The sequence below is a fragment of the Deltaproteobacteria bacterium genome, assembly GCA_040223695.1.
In the GTDB taxonomy this organism is placed as follows: domain Bacteria; phylum Desulfobacterota_D; class UBA1144; order Nemesobacterales; family UBA2774; genus JAVKFU01.
The window spans coordinates 202,364-217,798 of sequence record JAVKFU010000009.1; the positions used below are offsets into that span (position 1 = coordinate 202,364).

Sequence of the window (15,435 nt, forward strand, 5' to 3'; positions counted from 1 at the left end):
TCTCTCCGCTATATTAAACGTTTTTTACCCATGTGATGCCCAGCTCGTCAATGTTGGGCAGTGTTTTCCCTACCATAAATACCTGCTGTACAAGCGCTTCCTGGTTTATTTTGTGCATGGAAGCGGTCCCCTCCGCGGGACTTGAATTCCTGCGCCTGCCCATATAGTGCAGCGAAACCCTTCCCTTGATCAGTTTCCTTAAAAACGGATACACGAACATCCACGCGCCCATGTTTTCCGGTTCTTCCTGAAGCCATACGAATTCCTTGAGCTTGGTGTATCTCTTGAGAATATTATCGAGCATCTTGAAAGGAAACGGATAGATCTGCTCGAGCCTTACTATTGCGATATCTTTTTCGTGCTGTTTTATATGCTCGCTCGAAATGAGGTCAATATAAACTTTACCGCTGCAGAGTATGAGCCGTTTGACGTTTTTAGTGTCCTTTCCATCCCTGTCGTCGTCTATAACCGGCTGCCAGGTTTCCTCGGATAAATTCCTTAATGAGGAGAATACCAGGGGGTTTCGTAAAAGGCTCTTCGGGGTGAGCACGACCAGGGGCAGAGGGTCAACCTCGAGCAGGGCTGCCTGTCTTCTGAGCAAATGGAAGTATTGCGCCGAAGTCGTGCAGTTTGCTATACGCATATTGATTTCCGCGGCCGAGTCCAGGAATCTTCCCAGGCGGGCCGATGAGTGATCGGGTCCCTGTCCTTCATACGCGTGGGGCAGAAGCAGAACAAGCGAGGGGGTCTGTCCCCACTTGGCCCTTGCGGAAACCATATATTCGTCAATTATGGTCTGCGCTCCGTTTATGAAGTCTCCGTACTGCGCTTCCCAAATTACAAGCCGGTTGGGCTCCTGAATGTTGTAGCCGTATTCAAAACCGATGCACGCGTTCTCGGTCAGCGGGCTGTTGTATATTTCGAATGCGGCTTTTGCCTGGGGTATGCTCTGAAGCGGAGTATAGACTTTCCCGTTCTCCGCGTCGTGCAGGACAGCGTGTCTGTGGCTGAATGTTCCGCGCTCCGTGTCCTGCCCGGTAAGTCGTATGGCTATTCCGTCCGCCAGTATGGAGGCGAATGCGAGATCCTCCGCCGTAGCCCAGTCTATTGTCTTGTCGTCCGGATTGTCTAACATCTCTTTCCGGCGCTCCCTTCCTCGTTTCAATTTTGAATTAATCGTAAAATCCTCGGGAAGTGTTATAAGCGCTTCGTTCAACTCTCTAAGGGTTTCAGCAGGTACGGAGGTTACGGCTTTCTGCGCCGCGCCCGCGGGAGGCGGGACTACCTGGGCTTCCTCTGGTATGTCTTCGGGACTGAGCGATTCGAATTCACCGTGCAGCTCCTCGTTGTACTTATCGACCAGTTTTTCGGCCTGGTCCCTGTCTATTATGCCGCGTTCTGTCAGGGTATCGGCCCACAGCTCCCTCACGGTGGGATGGCTGTCTATTATCTCGTACATTCCGGGCTGTGTGAACGCGGGCTCGTCGGCTTCATTGTGACCGTGCCGTCTATAGCCCACAAGATCAATTAGAAAATCTTTATGAAAATGTCTTAGATACGCGAAGGCGAAACGGGCGGCCTCTACGCACGCTTCCGGATCGTCCGCGTTGACGTGAATAATAGGTATCTCAAATCCCTTCGCCAGATCGCTCGCGTAAAGTGTGCTCCTGCTGTCCTCTGGCAGCGCCGTATATCCCAGCTGATTGTTGGTAATAATGTGAATTGTGCCTCCGGTACGGTAGCCGGGGAGTCCGCAGAGGTTGAGTGTCTCCGCCACTATGCCCTGTCCCGGGAACGCTGCGTCTCCGTGAACCAGAATAGGCAGCGACCTGGACGGATCGAATTCCGGCTTTCCGCTTTTATCGACCGATGTTCCGGCCGCCCTCGTCATACCTTCTACTACCGGGTTTACGGATTCCAGATGACTGGGGTTTGGCGCAAGTGTGATAAGCATATCTATGGCTCTTCCGTTTTTAACGGCGTGCCGCGCGCCTTCGTGATATTTCACGTCGCCCGTCCACCCCATGTAGTCCCTGAAGTCTCTTTCGACCCTCGGATCCTTGAATTTGATCAAAGTTCCTCTGTAGCTCTTGCTCATCACATGGTGCATTACGTTTAGGCGCCCTCTATGCGCCATTCCGATTAGTATATGATGAATGCCCGACTCTGCCGAGAGGCCTACTATTTCATTCAGCATGGGCGTGAGCATGTCGACGCCCTCGATCGAAAAACGAAACTTGCCGGGGAATATTCTGTGCAGGAAACGCTCTAATACCTCTACCTGAGTAAGACTTTCAAGAAGAAGCTTTTCGTTTATCGGATCGTTCGGAGGCCGGAATTGACCCGATTCGGCCGCATCCCTCAGCCACTTTCTCTCCTCGAGCGAGTTTATATGGTAGTAATCGTATCCGACCTTGGATGAATAGACGGAGCGGAGAATTTCGATGGCTTCGTATGCGTTTGAAGCCTTTTCGCCATACTCTCTACCGATGAGGCATGACGGCAGCCTGAGCAAGTCGTCTTCTGTAAGGCCGTGAGTTTCCAGTTCGAGCGAAGGGTCGCCGGGCGGCTCGCTTCCCAGAGGGTCCAGCCTGGCGTTCAGGTGGCCGAATGCGCGTATGGCCTGGGCGAGATTGGCAGCGCCGACAATTTTATCTATATCCTGAGGAGCCGCTTCCTCGAGACCTTCCTCATTTATTTCGGGTCTTATTTTGTCAAAAATCTTTCTTGCGGTTGAGTCAACGGAATCGGGATCCTTGAGATAACGCTCATAAAGCTCAAGCACATAACCTGAATTAGGTCCATGAAAAATGTGAGTAATATCCATATCTTATATGTCCTATTGAATCAAGATGTTAATTTTCCGGACGGATTAATTCTAATACATAATTTGCCATAATATATTAGCATAAGAATATATACGCTGCAATCAAAGAGGCCTTGATTATTGGATAAAATTTAGGTTTTCGGGTTGTACGAAATGGCGGGGGAAAGCATATATGAAAGCCCCGTTAAGAGCCGGGCCAGTCAATTAAATATATAACGGCGTTTTCCCGTTGTACCGGAAGACACGCTCCGGCGTGATCGCCGGGCAGGAATTCTAGCGCGCTATTTCAGCCGAGGTATGACTTGATGAATTTTTCGTAATGCTTCCCGTGGCCGTTTTTACCGATTTTTTGCTGCGCCGGAGGAAGCTCGTCCCGGTTCACAATGAGAGATTCGAGTGAAGCGTGCTCGCCTTTATAAATTCGTCCGATTGGAATTCTGCCTTCCTCTCTTAATTCCAGCACTCTGCCGAAGGCAAGCGTCCTGTTGGAGGGGTCGAAACCTTCGTCCTCGTCGAGGTTGTATACCCTGGCGCGCCAATCACGGTGTGTATCGTAGTATGTCACGCATGGCGAGAGGACCTCAAGGAACGCGAATCCCTTTCCGGAGCCGGTATGCTCAAGCGCCGCGTCCATTAGTTTTTCCAGCTGCTCCGGATTGCCGCTGAAGCCCCGGGCGAGAAATGTAGTCGAGGGCAGGCTCAGCCCTAGCATTATTGCATCCATACCCTCTTCGGCGTTGTCACGGTATCCGGTCGGGCTCGTCGGAGACGCCTGCCCTTTGGTTAATCCGTAATTGCTGTTATTCATCACTATGTATGTAATACTGGGGTTGCTCTTGAAGGTATGGACCAGGTGTCCGGCCCCTATAGCGTAGCCATCCCCGTCACCTCCGGCTGCCACAACGGTGAGGTCCGGGTTGGCCAGCTTTGCCCCGATGGCGGCGGGCAGCACCCTGCCGTGAAGTGCGTGATAGCCGTAGCACTCAATATTGTTTTGAATGGTTCCCGAGCACCCGATTCCCGCAAGAAGCATTAGATTGTGAGGGGCTACCCCCATATTTTGCAGAGATTTTTCAAGAACCCCTTTTACCGCGAAATCCCCGCATCCCGCGCACCATATGGGTCTTGAAGGGGTGAATGTCTTTGTATGCGGCTGAGTTGTCATTGAGCTTTCGCCTCCCTCTTTTGATTATCCATGAATCGGCTCTCCTCTTCAAACACTCTTTTGACCAGTTCGCCCGGTCTGAAAGGAATGCCGTCGTATCTCAGAATATTCAGCAGCTTCCCTGAGTCCGCCCCCTGGTGTATTAGCAGATGAGCCAGCTGCGCCTGGGCGTTTAGCTCGACCACATAGACGCGGCTGCACTTGTCTATAAACTCGAGAATGTCTTCGAGGACGGGCCATATTGTCCTCGGCTGCAAATATTGCGCTTTAAGGCCGTCATTGTCCAGTATTTCTATGGCCTCGAGTATTACACCGAATAACATGCCCGTGCCGATGAAGCCTATCTCACCGTCCGGATCGCCGAAATGCCGCGCCCTCGGAAGCTCATTCCTGGCAAGCTCGATTTTATCCATGCGCTTGTTCATCATCCTGATGCGGTTCTCGGGGTCGGTCGAGACAAGCCCCCATTCGTCGTGCTCGTTTCCGGTCACAAGAGACATGCCTCCCGGCGTTCCGGGTGCGGCAAAGGGAGAGATATTATCCTCCGTCAACTCGTAGCGTTTGTAAGCGTCTAATTTCTCCAGGTCCTCTTTCTCAAGCCTCTTTCCGGTCTCGACTGCCAAACCGTCCAGGTCGAACGGCTTGACGGTCGCGATATTTTGCGAGATTGCCTGATCCATAGCTATGTAAACAGGGCATTGATACTTGTCGGCGAGGTTGGTGGCCTGAGCGGCAAGGTAAAAGCAGTCCTCCGGATGACCCGGCGTGAGGACGATGCGCGGAAAATCTCCGTGCCCTCCGAAAACCATAAGGTTCAGGTCGCTTTGTTCAGGCTTGGTCGGCATGCCCGTGCTCGGTCCCGAGCGCTGGCAGTCCACAATTACCATCGGTACTTCGGCTGAGCCTGAGTGCCCGATCCCCTCCTGCATCAGGGAAAAACCCGGCCCGGAAGTAGCGACCATCGTCCTGGTACCAGTGAGAGAAGCCCCGATGGCCATATTTATCGCCGCCAGTTCGTCTTCGGTCTGCCTCGCCACCCCGCCGCAGCGCGGGAGCCATTTCTGCAGGGTTTCGAGTACTTCGGAGGAAGGAGTGATGGGATATCCGGTAAAAAATCTGCCCCCAGCGGCCATAAATCCGAATGCAACCGATTCGTTCCCGATAATCAAAAGACGCTCCTCCGGCGTGGCATGCTCAATTCTGTAAAGTCCTTCGCCCTCATGGATTCCCATCTCATCGGCGAGATGCAGTCCCAGGCCGAGCGCCTCAAGGTTATATTCCAGAATAACCTGTCCCATTCTCTGAAAGCGTTTGGTGAACGTTTCGCGTATGGACTCGTCCTCCAGCCCGAGTAGGCGTCCTACTACTCCGAAAGCGATGCTGTTTTTATAAAGTTCACGGCGCATGGTGCGCATGGCGATTCTGTTGAACGGGGCCGCGTATAAACGAATCCCTTCCGGGAGTAAATCCGGAGGAACGGGGCCGCCCGAGTCGTCGTAAACGACGATGCTTTTCGAGTCCAGCTGCCAGGCGTTTTTTTCAACTGCCTCCTGGTCGAGTGCGAGCAGCAGGGTTATATTGCTGCCTATACAGTATTTCTCCCCCGTAAAAGCCCTCATAGTCGCGGCGGCGTGGCCCCCCCTGATCCGCGATAATACGTCCCTTTCGGTGTAAACATTGAGCCCGCTGTGTCTAAACAGCTCGGCAAGCATGGTTATTACGGTAAGAGAGCCGTCTCCGCCCTGACCGGCTACTATAACGCTCACATCTTCGAGTACGGGTTGATTGTTGTTGGAGCTCATTTAGCTTTTTTCCCTCCGTTGACGGGGTTGTAATCCTTGTAGAAGGTTTTCGGGTTGGTGTTTCCCATCTCAATTCTTTCCTGCAGAGTGGGCATCAAAGCCGGCAGGGGCTTGTTTCGCTTAATATCCGAGAGCTTTATCAGCAGTGACTTCGCCCGCGGTTCATCCTCAAGGGGTCTTGATTCGAAAAGGCCGTCGTCAACCGCGGCCTGGAAAAATTTGTGGCCGGCCTCAGTGCGAACGGCTACAAATGTCCATCCGTCAAGACCTATACCGCCCACTCCGATGTCCGAATGCTCCGCCGCGTAATCGAGACAGTACAGACACGCCGGGCGGGCGAATTTGTGAAAATCCTTTAATTTCATTATTATCTCGCGTCCGTCACGCAGGGTTATTATTACCTTTCCCTTCACATTCACGTTTACAATATCCTTGGGCTCCACGTTTAACTCTTCGGCAATATACGAGATGTGCTCATGGGTAAAGCTTTCCGAGCAGAAGAGACCTATTACGAGAGCTATATTCTTCTGGTACCATTTGGCTACTTCAAGGCGTATGCTGCTGTACTGCTGCTGGCGCACTCCGTCTACCTGGCAGGGCACGCCGACTACGGCTATCGGGCGTATGTCCTTCCGCATAGCTTCCGTAAGCGCCACCGTATTGGGAGAGTACGTATACCTGGAGCCGCTGCACGCGAGTATGTCTTCGGCTGTCGTGGCGAGCTTTTGGATTCCTACCTGGGGGTTTTCCGGAAGCACGTCGCCGAGCACAGCGCCGTTGATCGACCCCTGTTTAAGAGCGTGCACGAGTAGCGCGCTCGTCACCCCTCCGTCCTGACCCCTCTCGAGAAACTCCTGGTCCCTGGCGCGCGCGAGAACTGCGTAGTTGTATGGGCCGAACCCCTCGTCCAGGACCGGTTTTTTGAAACCCAGAAGGGTATGCAGGTCTTTGTCCAGAGGACGAAGCACGGGGCAGACGTCCGCGCACAGTTCGCAGAACACGCAGGCGTCGTTTCTCGTATCTACAGGCTGCTCGTCCTTGTAATCGAAGACATCGGTAGGGCATATAGTGACACACGCGGCACAGCCGACGCACTTTCCGGTATCAACTATCTCGCGCATTAGAAAGTCCACGGCCTTAAATCCGCCGCGATTTATCTCGGACCGCCACGCATAAGCCCATTCATAGGGATCAACGCCCTCCTCGAGCATCTCGTGATACTTTCGCTGAACAGCCCGGATCAACTGCTCGTCCCTACTGATCTCTTCGTTGCTCATAATCTACACTTCCTCCCGGATTAATTAAGCTCAGGTGTAAGGTAACTCCTTCAAATAATTCAATTTTGCTGGTGAAAATACAGGTTCTTTTTTCTGTCCGGCAAGTCTGCTCAAAGCGGGCATTATTTTACATGCACGAAAAATATTAATGTAAAGTGTCCTCTTATGTTTTTCGTTCTAGTATTAATATTATATCAGTTTATTAGCATAGTAAACAGATTAAGTCAATGTTAACCAACCTTTCCGTTTATCGTGGAAGAGCGGGCGGTTTTTCCCGTATGCAGCAAATAGTTTGGATTAGAATAACCGGACGGTTATTCTATCTACTCGGCACCGGCGATATCCCGGTATCGTGGTTAAACGATAGGATTTGGATTATATTTAATTAATTAAGGTATTGGGTATTCCGAAATGGTATATGTGCATAATCTCACTAAGCGGTACGGAAGCCTCGTGGCTGTGGAGAATCTCTCCTTTCAGCTTGAAAAGGGTGACGTCCTGGGTTTTCTGGGACCGAACGGGGCGGGAAAAACGACGACCATGCGTATGATTACGGGCTATATGCCCCCTACGAGAGGGACGGTTCACGTCGAGGGAATCGACATTATGGACGATCCCCTTCGCGCTAAGAAAATGATAGGCTATCTGCCGGAAAATCCGCCTTTATACAATGATATGACCGTAGCTGAGTACCTGGATTTTGCAGCCGATATAAAACAGGTTGATTCGGGTGAAAAAAGAAGCAACATTTTTAACGCGATGGAAAGGTGCGGTCTGACCGAGGTAAGAAAGCGGATAATAGGGCATCTGTCCAAAGGTTACAGACAGAGGGTGGGGATAGCTCAGGCGCTTATTAACAATCCCTCCGTGCTCATTCTCGACGAGCCTACGATAGGCCTCGATCCGAAGCAGATAATAGAAATAAGGGATCTGATAAAAAGTCTTTCCGGAGAACGCACGGTTATATTGAGCACCCACATACTGCCCGAGGTTACGATGATTTGCAGTAAGGTGATAATAATAAACGAGGGGAAAATTGTCTTAGAGGAGTCCCTCCAGAAACTCTCGGAGGATATCGGTAACAAACAGAAGCTGTTCCTCAGGGTCAGGCAGGACTCAAGCGGCGTACGTGAAAAAATTATTGCTTTAAAGGACGTGTCGGATATAAAGCCGGGTCCAGCAGGAGAATATATAATAGAGCCCGTAGACGGGGCTGACATTAGAGAAGAAGTCTCAAGGCTCGTTGTTAAAAACGAATGGGGGCTTCTTGAGCTCAGGCCGATCGCTCACACGCTGGAGGAGATTTTCCTCAGGGTTATTTCTTCCGCGGTTAATTAGATAAAGATGATTTATCCTATATTAAAAAGGGAATTGAGATCATACTTCGCTTCGCCCCTCGCGTACATAATCCTGGTGGTCTTCCAGGTTATTTCGGCGAGGTTCTTTTTCCTCTACCTGCAGGGTTTCCTGCAGTTTCAACTGGATCCGAGCTACCAGATGCAGCTCGGGGAGCTCAATCTGAACAATCTGGTTATTCTGCCCTACTTCGGTACTATCAGCATCGTTCTCCTCCTTATAGTTCCCCTCATAACCATGAGATTGATTGCGGATGAAAAAAAGAACTACACGGCGGAGCTTCTGTTTACGTCCCCGATTACAATCCGTACCATAGTTCTGGGAAAGTTCCTGGCTGCGCTCATTCTGCTTCTTATAATGCTCCTCCTGTCCTCGATTAACATCTTCGTGCTGATGGTTCACGGAAACCCCGATTTCGGTGCTGTTATCTCAGGCTATATCGGACTGTTCTTACTCGGCGCCTCTTTTCTTTCGGTCGGAATTTTTGCCTCCTCCCTCACTGAAAATCAATTGATAGCGGCGGTAATCAGCTTCGGGGTTTTACTTCTCTTATGGCTCGTCGGGGCCCTGTCCGACGCAGAAAGCTCCCTGCTCGGCTATATTTCCGTAATAAATCACTACGAGGATTTCGGCAAGGGGATAATCAAGCTAAACGATATCGTATATTATCTCTCGCTTATATTCCTCGGCGTCTTTTTAACCTATACATCTCTTGAATCGGAGAGGTGGAGATGAAGAAGCGCAGGCTAATCTACGGCACGAATATGCTTGTGTCGGTAATCAGTATTTGCGGAATACTGATCATTCTCAACTATATTGTTCTGAAGACCGATATCAGGGTCGATCTTACGGAGGGAAAACTCTACACCGCTTCTGAAAATACCGTGAGTGTGATCGAAAATCTCAATGACGATGTGGAGGTTCTGGCGTTCTTCAAGGACGTCGGGATGGAAAGGAGCCAGTTTCAGGATCTCATAAAGGAATACTCCAGAAAATCCGGCAGGATTAAAGTCAGTTTCGTGAACCCTGATAAAGAACCGGGTATCGCGAAAAAGTACGACATAAAGGAATACGGAACGGTTGTGCTTGTGAGCGGGAAAAAAACTATTAAAGTAAGAATGGCTGATCACATTTCAGGCGGGATTCTCAAGAATTCGGAAGAGGAGATCACGAACGCTCTCTTCAAGTTAAATAGGAATGTCAGCAAGACCGTTTATTTCCTCTCCGGGCACGGAGAAAGAGACGTCAAGGACGAAATCGAGCCTGAAGGGGTGGGAGTACTGAGAGCGGCGCTTGAAGACGAGGGTTATAACGTCAGGGAATTCATGCTGCTTAGGGAAGATCGTCTGCCCGAAGCCAGTTCCGTGCTTATCGTAGCCGCGCCCAAAAAGTCTTTTTCGCTTAAAGAGATTAACATGATAAAGGATTATCTTGACCGGGGCGGGAAGGCGATTTTTATGATAGAGCCGAGGTCGGGCGCTGAAATCGCTTCTGTATTAAAGGGGTACGGGTTTGAAATCGGCGATGACATTATCATCGATCCTAGCTCGAAGCTCGAAGGCGGAGGCGATATAGCCCCTATTGTTGCGGAATACGCGCATCATGATATCACCGAAGGCTTCAGGTTCGCCACGATTTTCCCCTATTCACGCAGCGTGAATGTAATAAATGAGAATGGTATGAGCTCTACGGTGCTTGCGGAGACGGGCGAGTACAGCTGGTCCGAGACCGATTTCGAGCTTTTCGACGAGGGAGTTGCGCAGCAGGAAGAAGACGACAAGGCGGGGCCTCTCGGGGTCGCCGCGGTAATCGAGAGCGAGCGTGACTCGAGGATAGGCGTTTTCGGAAGCGTGGATTTCGTATCGAATATTTTTATCGATTTTTCGGGAAACAGAGACCTTTTTCTCAATACGGTAAATTGGATCGCTGGGGACGAGAATCTCATCTCTATCAGGCCCAGGACCTTGAGGCAGGGGAAATTAACGATAACCAAGAAGCAGACAAATATAATATTCTTCTTCACGGTTATAATGATACCGGCTGTTATCTTCTTATCCGGGATAGCGATTTGGTGGAAGAGAAAAAGGCTGTGACAGGCTTGAAATCCGATATAATCGATAAGCGGGTTAAAACTTGAATAAATAACGATTCGACCCCTATAAAGTTGAACAACTATTTAAGCAGATTTAAAGGCACAATTATCGCGTTTGTCGTTTTCATTCTACTGCTCGGATCATTGTTCCTTCTTGAAACTGAAAAACCCGCCGATATAGAAGCAGAAAAGGTTTTTCCCGGGTTGAAGCCCGAAGAGATTGATTCCATTCAAATCGTTTACCCCGAATCCGAAATTCTGCTTCAGAGGGAAGAAAACGGCTGGTCGCTTGCGACCGGCTCCGGCAGATACAAAGCCGACAGCGGGGTTGTGCAGAATCTCATCGAGGACGTCACCGGTATGGAGGTTGAAAAAAACCTGTCCGGCGACAATATAGATCTGGGGGAGTACGGGTTCGTGAACTCTGAAGCCGAGTTTACCGTAACAACGCCGGATTCTGATTATCCGGTCATCATAGGGAACGGAAGCCCGGTCGGTACCGGGACTTACCTCTACGACCTGGGCGACGGCAGGATACTGATTGTCAAAGACCATTACCTCTGGGCGTTTTTGGATAAAGAGCCTTTTGATTTCAGGGAGAAGAAACTCGTCGATCTTCCTCACGGAAAGGTAAACCGCGCTCAAATCAAGGTCGGCGATTTTTCGATTGAGCTGAGGAAAGAAAAAGACAGGTGGGTAGCCGCGGACATCCCCGAACCGGGAGCGGTGGATCAAAAAAAGATATATGATCTTATAACTACATATTCTGAGCTGGAGGCGGGTGGTTTTGAAAATGACAATCCTGAAGGGCTCGATGCCTACGGTCTCGACGCCCCTACAGCCGAGATCGGTTTATACACTGACGGACAGGCGTCTGTCATATCATTCGGAAAAAGGAAGGACGAGGATGATTATTATATAAAGGTTTCGTCCGATAACTCTATTTACTCGGTCTCCAAGGATTATTTTAAAAAGCTGCCCAGAAACATCGATCAGATAAGAGACTAATCGGATATGCGCGTTGTTTGCGGCGGATTCCCGCTGGTGTGATTTTTTAGTTACATTTCGTTACGTATAGAAATTTTCAGGAATTGCATCACAATTAGGATATCGAACCCTGGAGGAGGCTCAAATGTTTATCCGGATGAAATCAAAAGAAGGCGACGTATGCTGGGTTAACCTGAAACAGGTATTGGTAATCAGGCTGGGCAGACCGACCGAGGGGTGGGTGTGGGGTTTTTCGTACAGGAACGACACTCTCTGGTCGGAAACTTTCAAGACCAAAGAAGAAGCGGACAGCTGGCTTGACGAGACAATGAATAAATGCAAGATTCCGCAGGCTTCCGAGGATGATTGAGATCAAGTTATCCGGGATACATATTCCGGGGCTGAGAGCCCGGCAAGTATTTTAGGATCGAGCCGTCACTTTTCCTTATCTTTATCTTTTATATCCAGTTTTATACCGAGTTCGAGCAGCTGACTTAAGTCAACGGTCGAAGGGGCCTCGGTAAGAGGGCAGACTCCCTTCTGTGTTTTGGGGAAGGCTATTACGTCCCGAATGGACTGCGCTCCCGTAATAATCATGACTATCCTGTCGAGTCCGAGCGCGATCCCTCCGTGCGGGGGCGCGCCGAATTCAAGCGCTTCTAGGAGGAACCCGAATTTCTCCCCGGCCTCTTCGGCATCGATACCGATTGCGCGGAAGATCTTTTCCTGTATGTCTTTCCGGTAGATTCTGATGCTCCCCCCTCCGATCTCGACGCCGTTCAATACTACGTCGTATGCCCTCGACCTCACCTTCCCGTGCTCCGTATCCAGGAGATCGGCGTCCTCCTCTTTGGGAGAAGTGAAGGGGTGGTGCATGGCCACGTAGCGCTTCTCGTTGTGATCGTAATCGAGAAGCGGAAAGTCCTCTACCCATAGAAAATCGAATCTGCCGTGATCTATCAACCCGAGTTTTTCCCCGAGGTGAAGTCTCAGGTGGGAAAGCACCATGTTTACGATATGAGGTGTGTCGGCCCCGAAAAACACGATATCCCCGTCTTCGAGTCCGAGCGTCTTTCCGAGTTCTTCCTTCTCCTTCTCGCTGAAGAATTTAATTATCGGGGACTGCCATTCGCTTCCGGAGACCCTGATCCATGCAAGCCCCTTGGCGCCGAGGGATTTCGCCGTCTCCCCGAGGTCGTCTATCTCCTTCCGTGAAAGCTCGGCCGCCTTCCCCTTGAGGTTGAGTGCTTTAATTATCCCGCCCTTCTTTATAGCGCCGCTGAATACCTGGAAATCCGAGTCCCTGAAAACTTCCGTTATATCCTCGAGCTCAAGACCGAATCTGGTATCGGGCTTGTCGGTCCCGTATCTGAGCATCGCTTCCTCGTGGCTCATCCTTCTAAAAGGGGTCTCGATGTCGACTCCCTTTGTTTCCCTGAATACGGCTGTGAGGATTCCCTCGACTACTTCCCTTATGTCCTTTTCCCTGACAAACGACATCTCGAGATCGACCTGAGTGAATTCGGGCTGGCGGTCGGCTCTCAGGTCCTCGTCTCGGAAACAGCGGACTATTTGATAGTAACGGTCGAGGCCCGAGACCATCAGCGTCTGTTTAAGGAGCTGCGGAGACTGGGGAAGCGCGTAGAATTCACCTGGGTTAAGCCTGCTCGGGACGAGGAAATCCCTTGCCCCTTCCGGCGTTGAGCGTGTGAGATATGGTGTTTCCACCTCTATGAAACCCTGTAAATTGAGATAATTCCTCGTTGCGGAGACCACCTTGTGCCTTGTTACCATATTCTCCTTCATGAGGGGCCGCCTCAGGTCGAGATACCTGTGTTTCATTCTCAGGAGCTCATCGACGTTGATATCGTTTTCTATCAAAAACGGCAGCACCTTCGAGTTGTTAAGGATTCTCAGCTCACCGGCTATTACTTCGACCTCTCCTGTCGCGAGTCCCGGATTTTTTGTTTCAGGAGAACGGCTCGTCACCGTACCCTTTACAGCGAGCACCCATTCGTCGCGCAGCATCTCCGCTTTTTCATGAACTTCCCTGCTTGTCTGAGGATTGAAAACGACCTGAACGAGGCCTTCCCGGTCTCTTAAATCGACGAATATGACCCCGCCGTGGTCGCGGTTCGACTGCACCCATCCCATAAGCACTACCTCGCGGTCAAGATCGTCTATGCGGAGGTTCCCGCAATAGTCCGTCCTTTCCCAGTCTCCGAAATTCTCAAGCATCCGTGATACTCCTTTTCAAACTCATTATCCGTGGCAAGACCAAAAATCTTAACCTTTGTTTACGATTTGACAAGATGATTCCGGGATTATCTGTTAAGAACAGTTCATATGATATAGAATGATAAATCTAAACGGAGACGTTTAACAGGCGTTTCATAGAAATGATAGCTTGAAATGAGCATGAAAAATTACGTGGAAAAAGAGTCGGTCCTGTGTGCGTTAAAAAATAATTACATGCTATTGCTGATTTTTCTCGCGGGTCTTACTCTGAGGATTTATGACCTGGGCACCGAGAGCATATGGTTTGACGAAGCAATTTCCATTATGGTCTCCAAGCTCGGGATTATAGAGCAGATAAAGTGGAATATTGCTGTAAACGAAAGTAACCCGCCTTTCTACTATTTACTTCTCCATTATTGGATTCCTTATTTCGGAGATTCCGAATTTATTTCAAGACTGCCCTCGGCCATTCTCGGTTCGGTTTCCATACTCGCCATTTATGCTGTCGGCAAGCTCCTCTTCAACAAAAAAGCAGGACTTATTGCGGCGTTAATCCTGGCTACCTCTGTGTTCCATATTAAGTACTCCCAGGAGGCGAGAGGTTACACCTTGATGGTTTTCCTCTCGCTCGTTTCCCTATACTCTCTTCTGAAGCTAACGAGCGGCAGGCGGCGTGTATACAGCGTTGCGTACATCGTCTCAAGCGTTTTCCTGATGTACACACATTACTACGGTTCCCTGATTATTATTGCGCAGAACGTTTTTTGCTTCACTCTTTTTTTGAAAAATAAGAAAGCCGGGGAGCTTAGTTTATGGAGATGGGTAAAACTGCAGGCGGTCCTCGGCTTATTATTCCTGCCCGGTTTTCTTCTTTGGGCGAAAGTTACCTTCTCTATTCAAAAGGGATTCTGGGTGCCAGAGCCTCAGCCGGGCTGGATTCTGGGATTCTTCACTATATACTCCGGTTCCCTGTATCTGTTGATTCTTTTCACCGTATTTTCATTCCTTTCGGTCATCGGCTTCGGAAAAATCAATCGCGCGTGGAAAGTGAAGGAGTTTTTTCGACCGCTAAACGATTATCCCAATAATCTTGGAATAACGTCCGGGAACCTCATCTATTTACTTTTACTGTGGTTATTGATACCTGTTATGGTTCCCTATATAATTTCACTCGCTTCTTCCCCGGTCCTGATATTCCGCTACACTATTTGTGCATCCCTTGCCTTTTATCTTCTGGCTTCAAAGGGAATCAGCAATACGGACAATAAGTGGCTTATTGTTTTTATCTCTGCGGTCATTGTGGTTCTTTCGATGGTGAGTATCGAAAAATATTACTCCGGGGTGGATAAGCATCAGTGGAGAGAAGTCATGAGCGATATTGAAACAAACGCCGGCTACGGTGACGTGATCGTGGTCTATCCGCACTATGAGAAGCAGCCCGCTTATTATTATTCGAAGAGAAAGGATTTGAAAATAATTCCGATGAAGGACAAATTTCCCTCTTTTAATCGTTTGGGGGATAGAAACATATGGTTTGTTGTTCATGCCCATCCTGTAAACAGGAGGCTGCTCAAATCCGGACTAAGGGGGCGGTATGATTTCGTGTCGGAGAAGTACTACAACAGACTGGACTTATTTCGGCTGAAGGAAAAAAGAAAGTGATAATTTAGAATTTATATTAATGCTTTGAA

General features: G+C 49.7%; 11 protein-coding genes. 6 read left to right on the top strand and 5 right to left on the bottom strand.

Annotated elements, in window-relative coordinates:
• Positions 1-13: 13 nt before the first annotated feature.
• The 4 genes from RIG61_02565 to RIG61_02580 all read right to left on the bottom strand — a co-directional run bounded on the left by RIG61_02565 (position 14) and on the right by RIG61_02580 (position 7,071).
• Positions 14-2,827, bottom strand: coding sequence for a 2-oxoglutarate dehydrogenase E1 component (locus RIG61_02565; protein MEQ9618038.1), 2,814 nt, complete (start codon positions 2,825-2,827; stop codon positions 14-16).
• Positions 2,828-3,113: 286 nt separating this feature from the next.
• Entirely contained in the window at positions 3,114-3,992 is an 879-nt protein-coding gene (locus RIG61_02570) for a thiamine pyrophosphate-dependent enzyme (GenBank protein MEQ9618039.1), read from the bottom strand.
• Positions 3,989-5,794, bottom strand: coding sequence for a 2-oxoacid:acceptor oxidoreductase subunit alpha (locus RIG61_02575; GenBank protein MEQ9618040.1), 1,806 nt, complete (start codon positions 5,792-5,794; stop codon positions 3,989-3,991). The genes RIG61_02570 and RIG61_02575 overlap by 4 nt, the downstream gene beginning before the upstream one ends.
• Positions 5,791-7,071 (bottom strand): Coenzyme F420 hydrogenase/dehydrogenase, beta subunit C-terminal domain, encoded by a 1,281-nt coding sequence (locus RIG61_02580; GenBank protein MEQ9618041.1) that lies wholly within the window; start codon positions 7,069-7,071, stop codon positions 5,791-5,793. The genes RIG61_02575 and RIG61_02580 overlap by 4 nt, the downstream gene beginning before the upstream one ends.
• Before the next feature lie 411 nt (positions 7,072-7,482).
• Between RIG61_02580 and RIG61_02585 the strand changes: the two genes are divergently transcribed.
• The 5 genes from RIG61_02585 to RIG61_02605 all read left to right on the top strand — a co-directional run bounded on the left by RIG61_02585 (position 7,483) and on the right by RIG61_02605 (position 11,876).
• On the top strand, positions 7,483-8,409 hold the full coding sequence (locus RIG61_02585) for an ATP-binding cassette domain-containing protein (protein MEQ9618042.1): 927 nt from the start codon (positions 7,483-7,485) through the stop codon (positions 8,407-8,409).
• Between the two features lie 6 nt (positions 8,410-8,415).
• Complete coding sequence (locus tag RIG61_02590) at positions 8,416-9,162, top strand: ABC transporter permease subunit (GenBank protein ID MEQ9618043.1); 747 nt, start codon at positions 8,416-8,418, stop codon at positions 9,160-9,162.
• Positions 9,159-10,520, top strand: coding sequence for a GldG family protein (locus RIG61_02595; GenBank protein ID MEQ9618044.1), 1,362 nt, complete (start codon positions 9,159-9,161; stop codon positions 10,518-10,520). Before RIG61_02590 ends, RIG61_02595 begins: the two co-directional genes overlap by 4 nt.
• A 71-nt stretch (positions 10,521-10,591) precedes the next feature.
• Positions 10,592-11,527 carry a DUF4340 domain-containing protein gene (locus RIG61_02600; protein MEQ9618045.1) on the top strand — a complete coding sequence of 312 codons (936 nt, stop codon included), beginning with the start codon at positions 10,592-10,594 and terminating at the stop codon, positions 11,525-11,527.
• 124 nt (positions 11,528-11,651) lie between these two features.
• Positions 11,652-11,876: a hypothetical protein gene (locus tag RIG61_02605; GenBank protein MEQ9618046.1), complete on the top strand. Its 225-nt coding sequence runs from the start codon at positions 11,652-11,654 to the stop codon at positions 11,874-11,876.
• 65 nt (positions 11,877-11,941) lie between these two features.
• Here the strand turns inward: RIG61_02605 and aspS are convergent, their stop codons facing one another.
• Positions 11,942-13,744 carry an aspartate--tRNA ligase gene (aspS, locus tag RIG61_02610; protein MEQ9618047.1) on the bottom strand — a complete coding sequence of 601 codons (1,803 nt, stop codon included), beginning with the start codon at positions 13,742-13,744 and terminating at the stop codon, positions 11,942-11,944.
• Positions 13,745-13,918: 174 nt separating this feature from the next.
• Between aspS and RIG61_02615 the strand changes: the two genes are divergently transcribed.
• On the top strand, positions 13,919-15,406 hold the full coding sequence (locus tag RIG61_02615; protein MEQ9618048.1) for a glycosyltransferase family 39 protein: 1,488 nt from the start codon (positions 13,919-13,921) through the stop codon (positions 15,404-15,406).
• Positions 15,407-15,435: the final 29 nt, after the last annotated feature.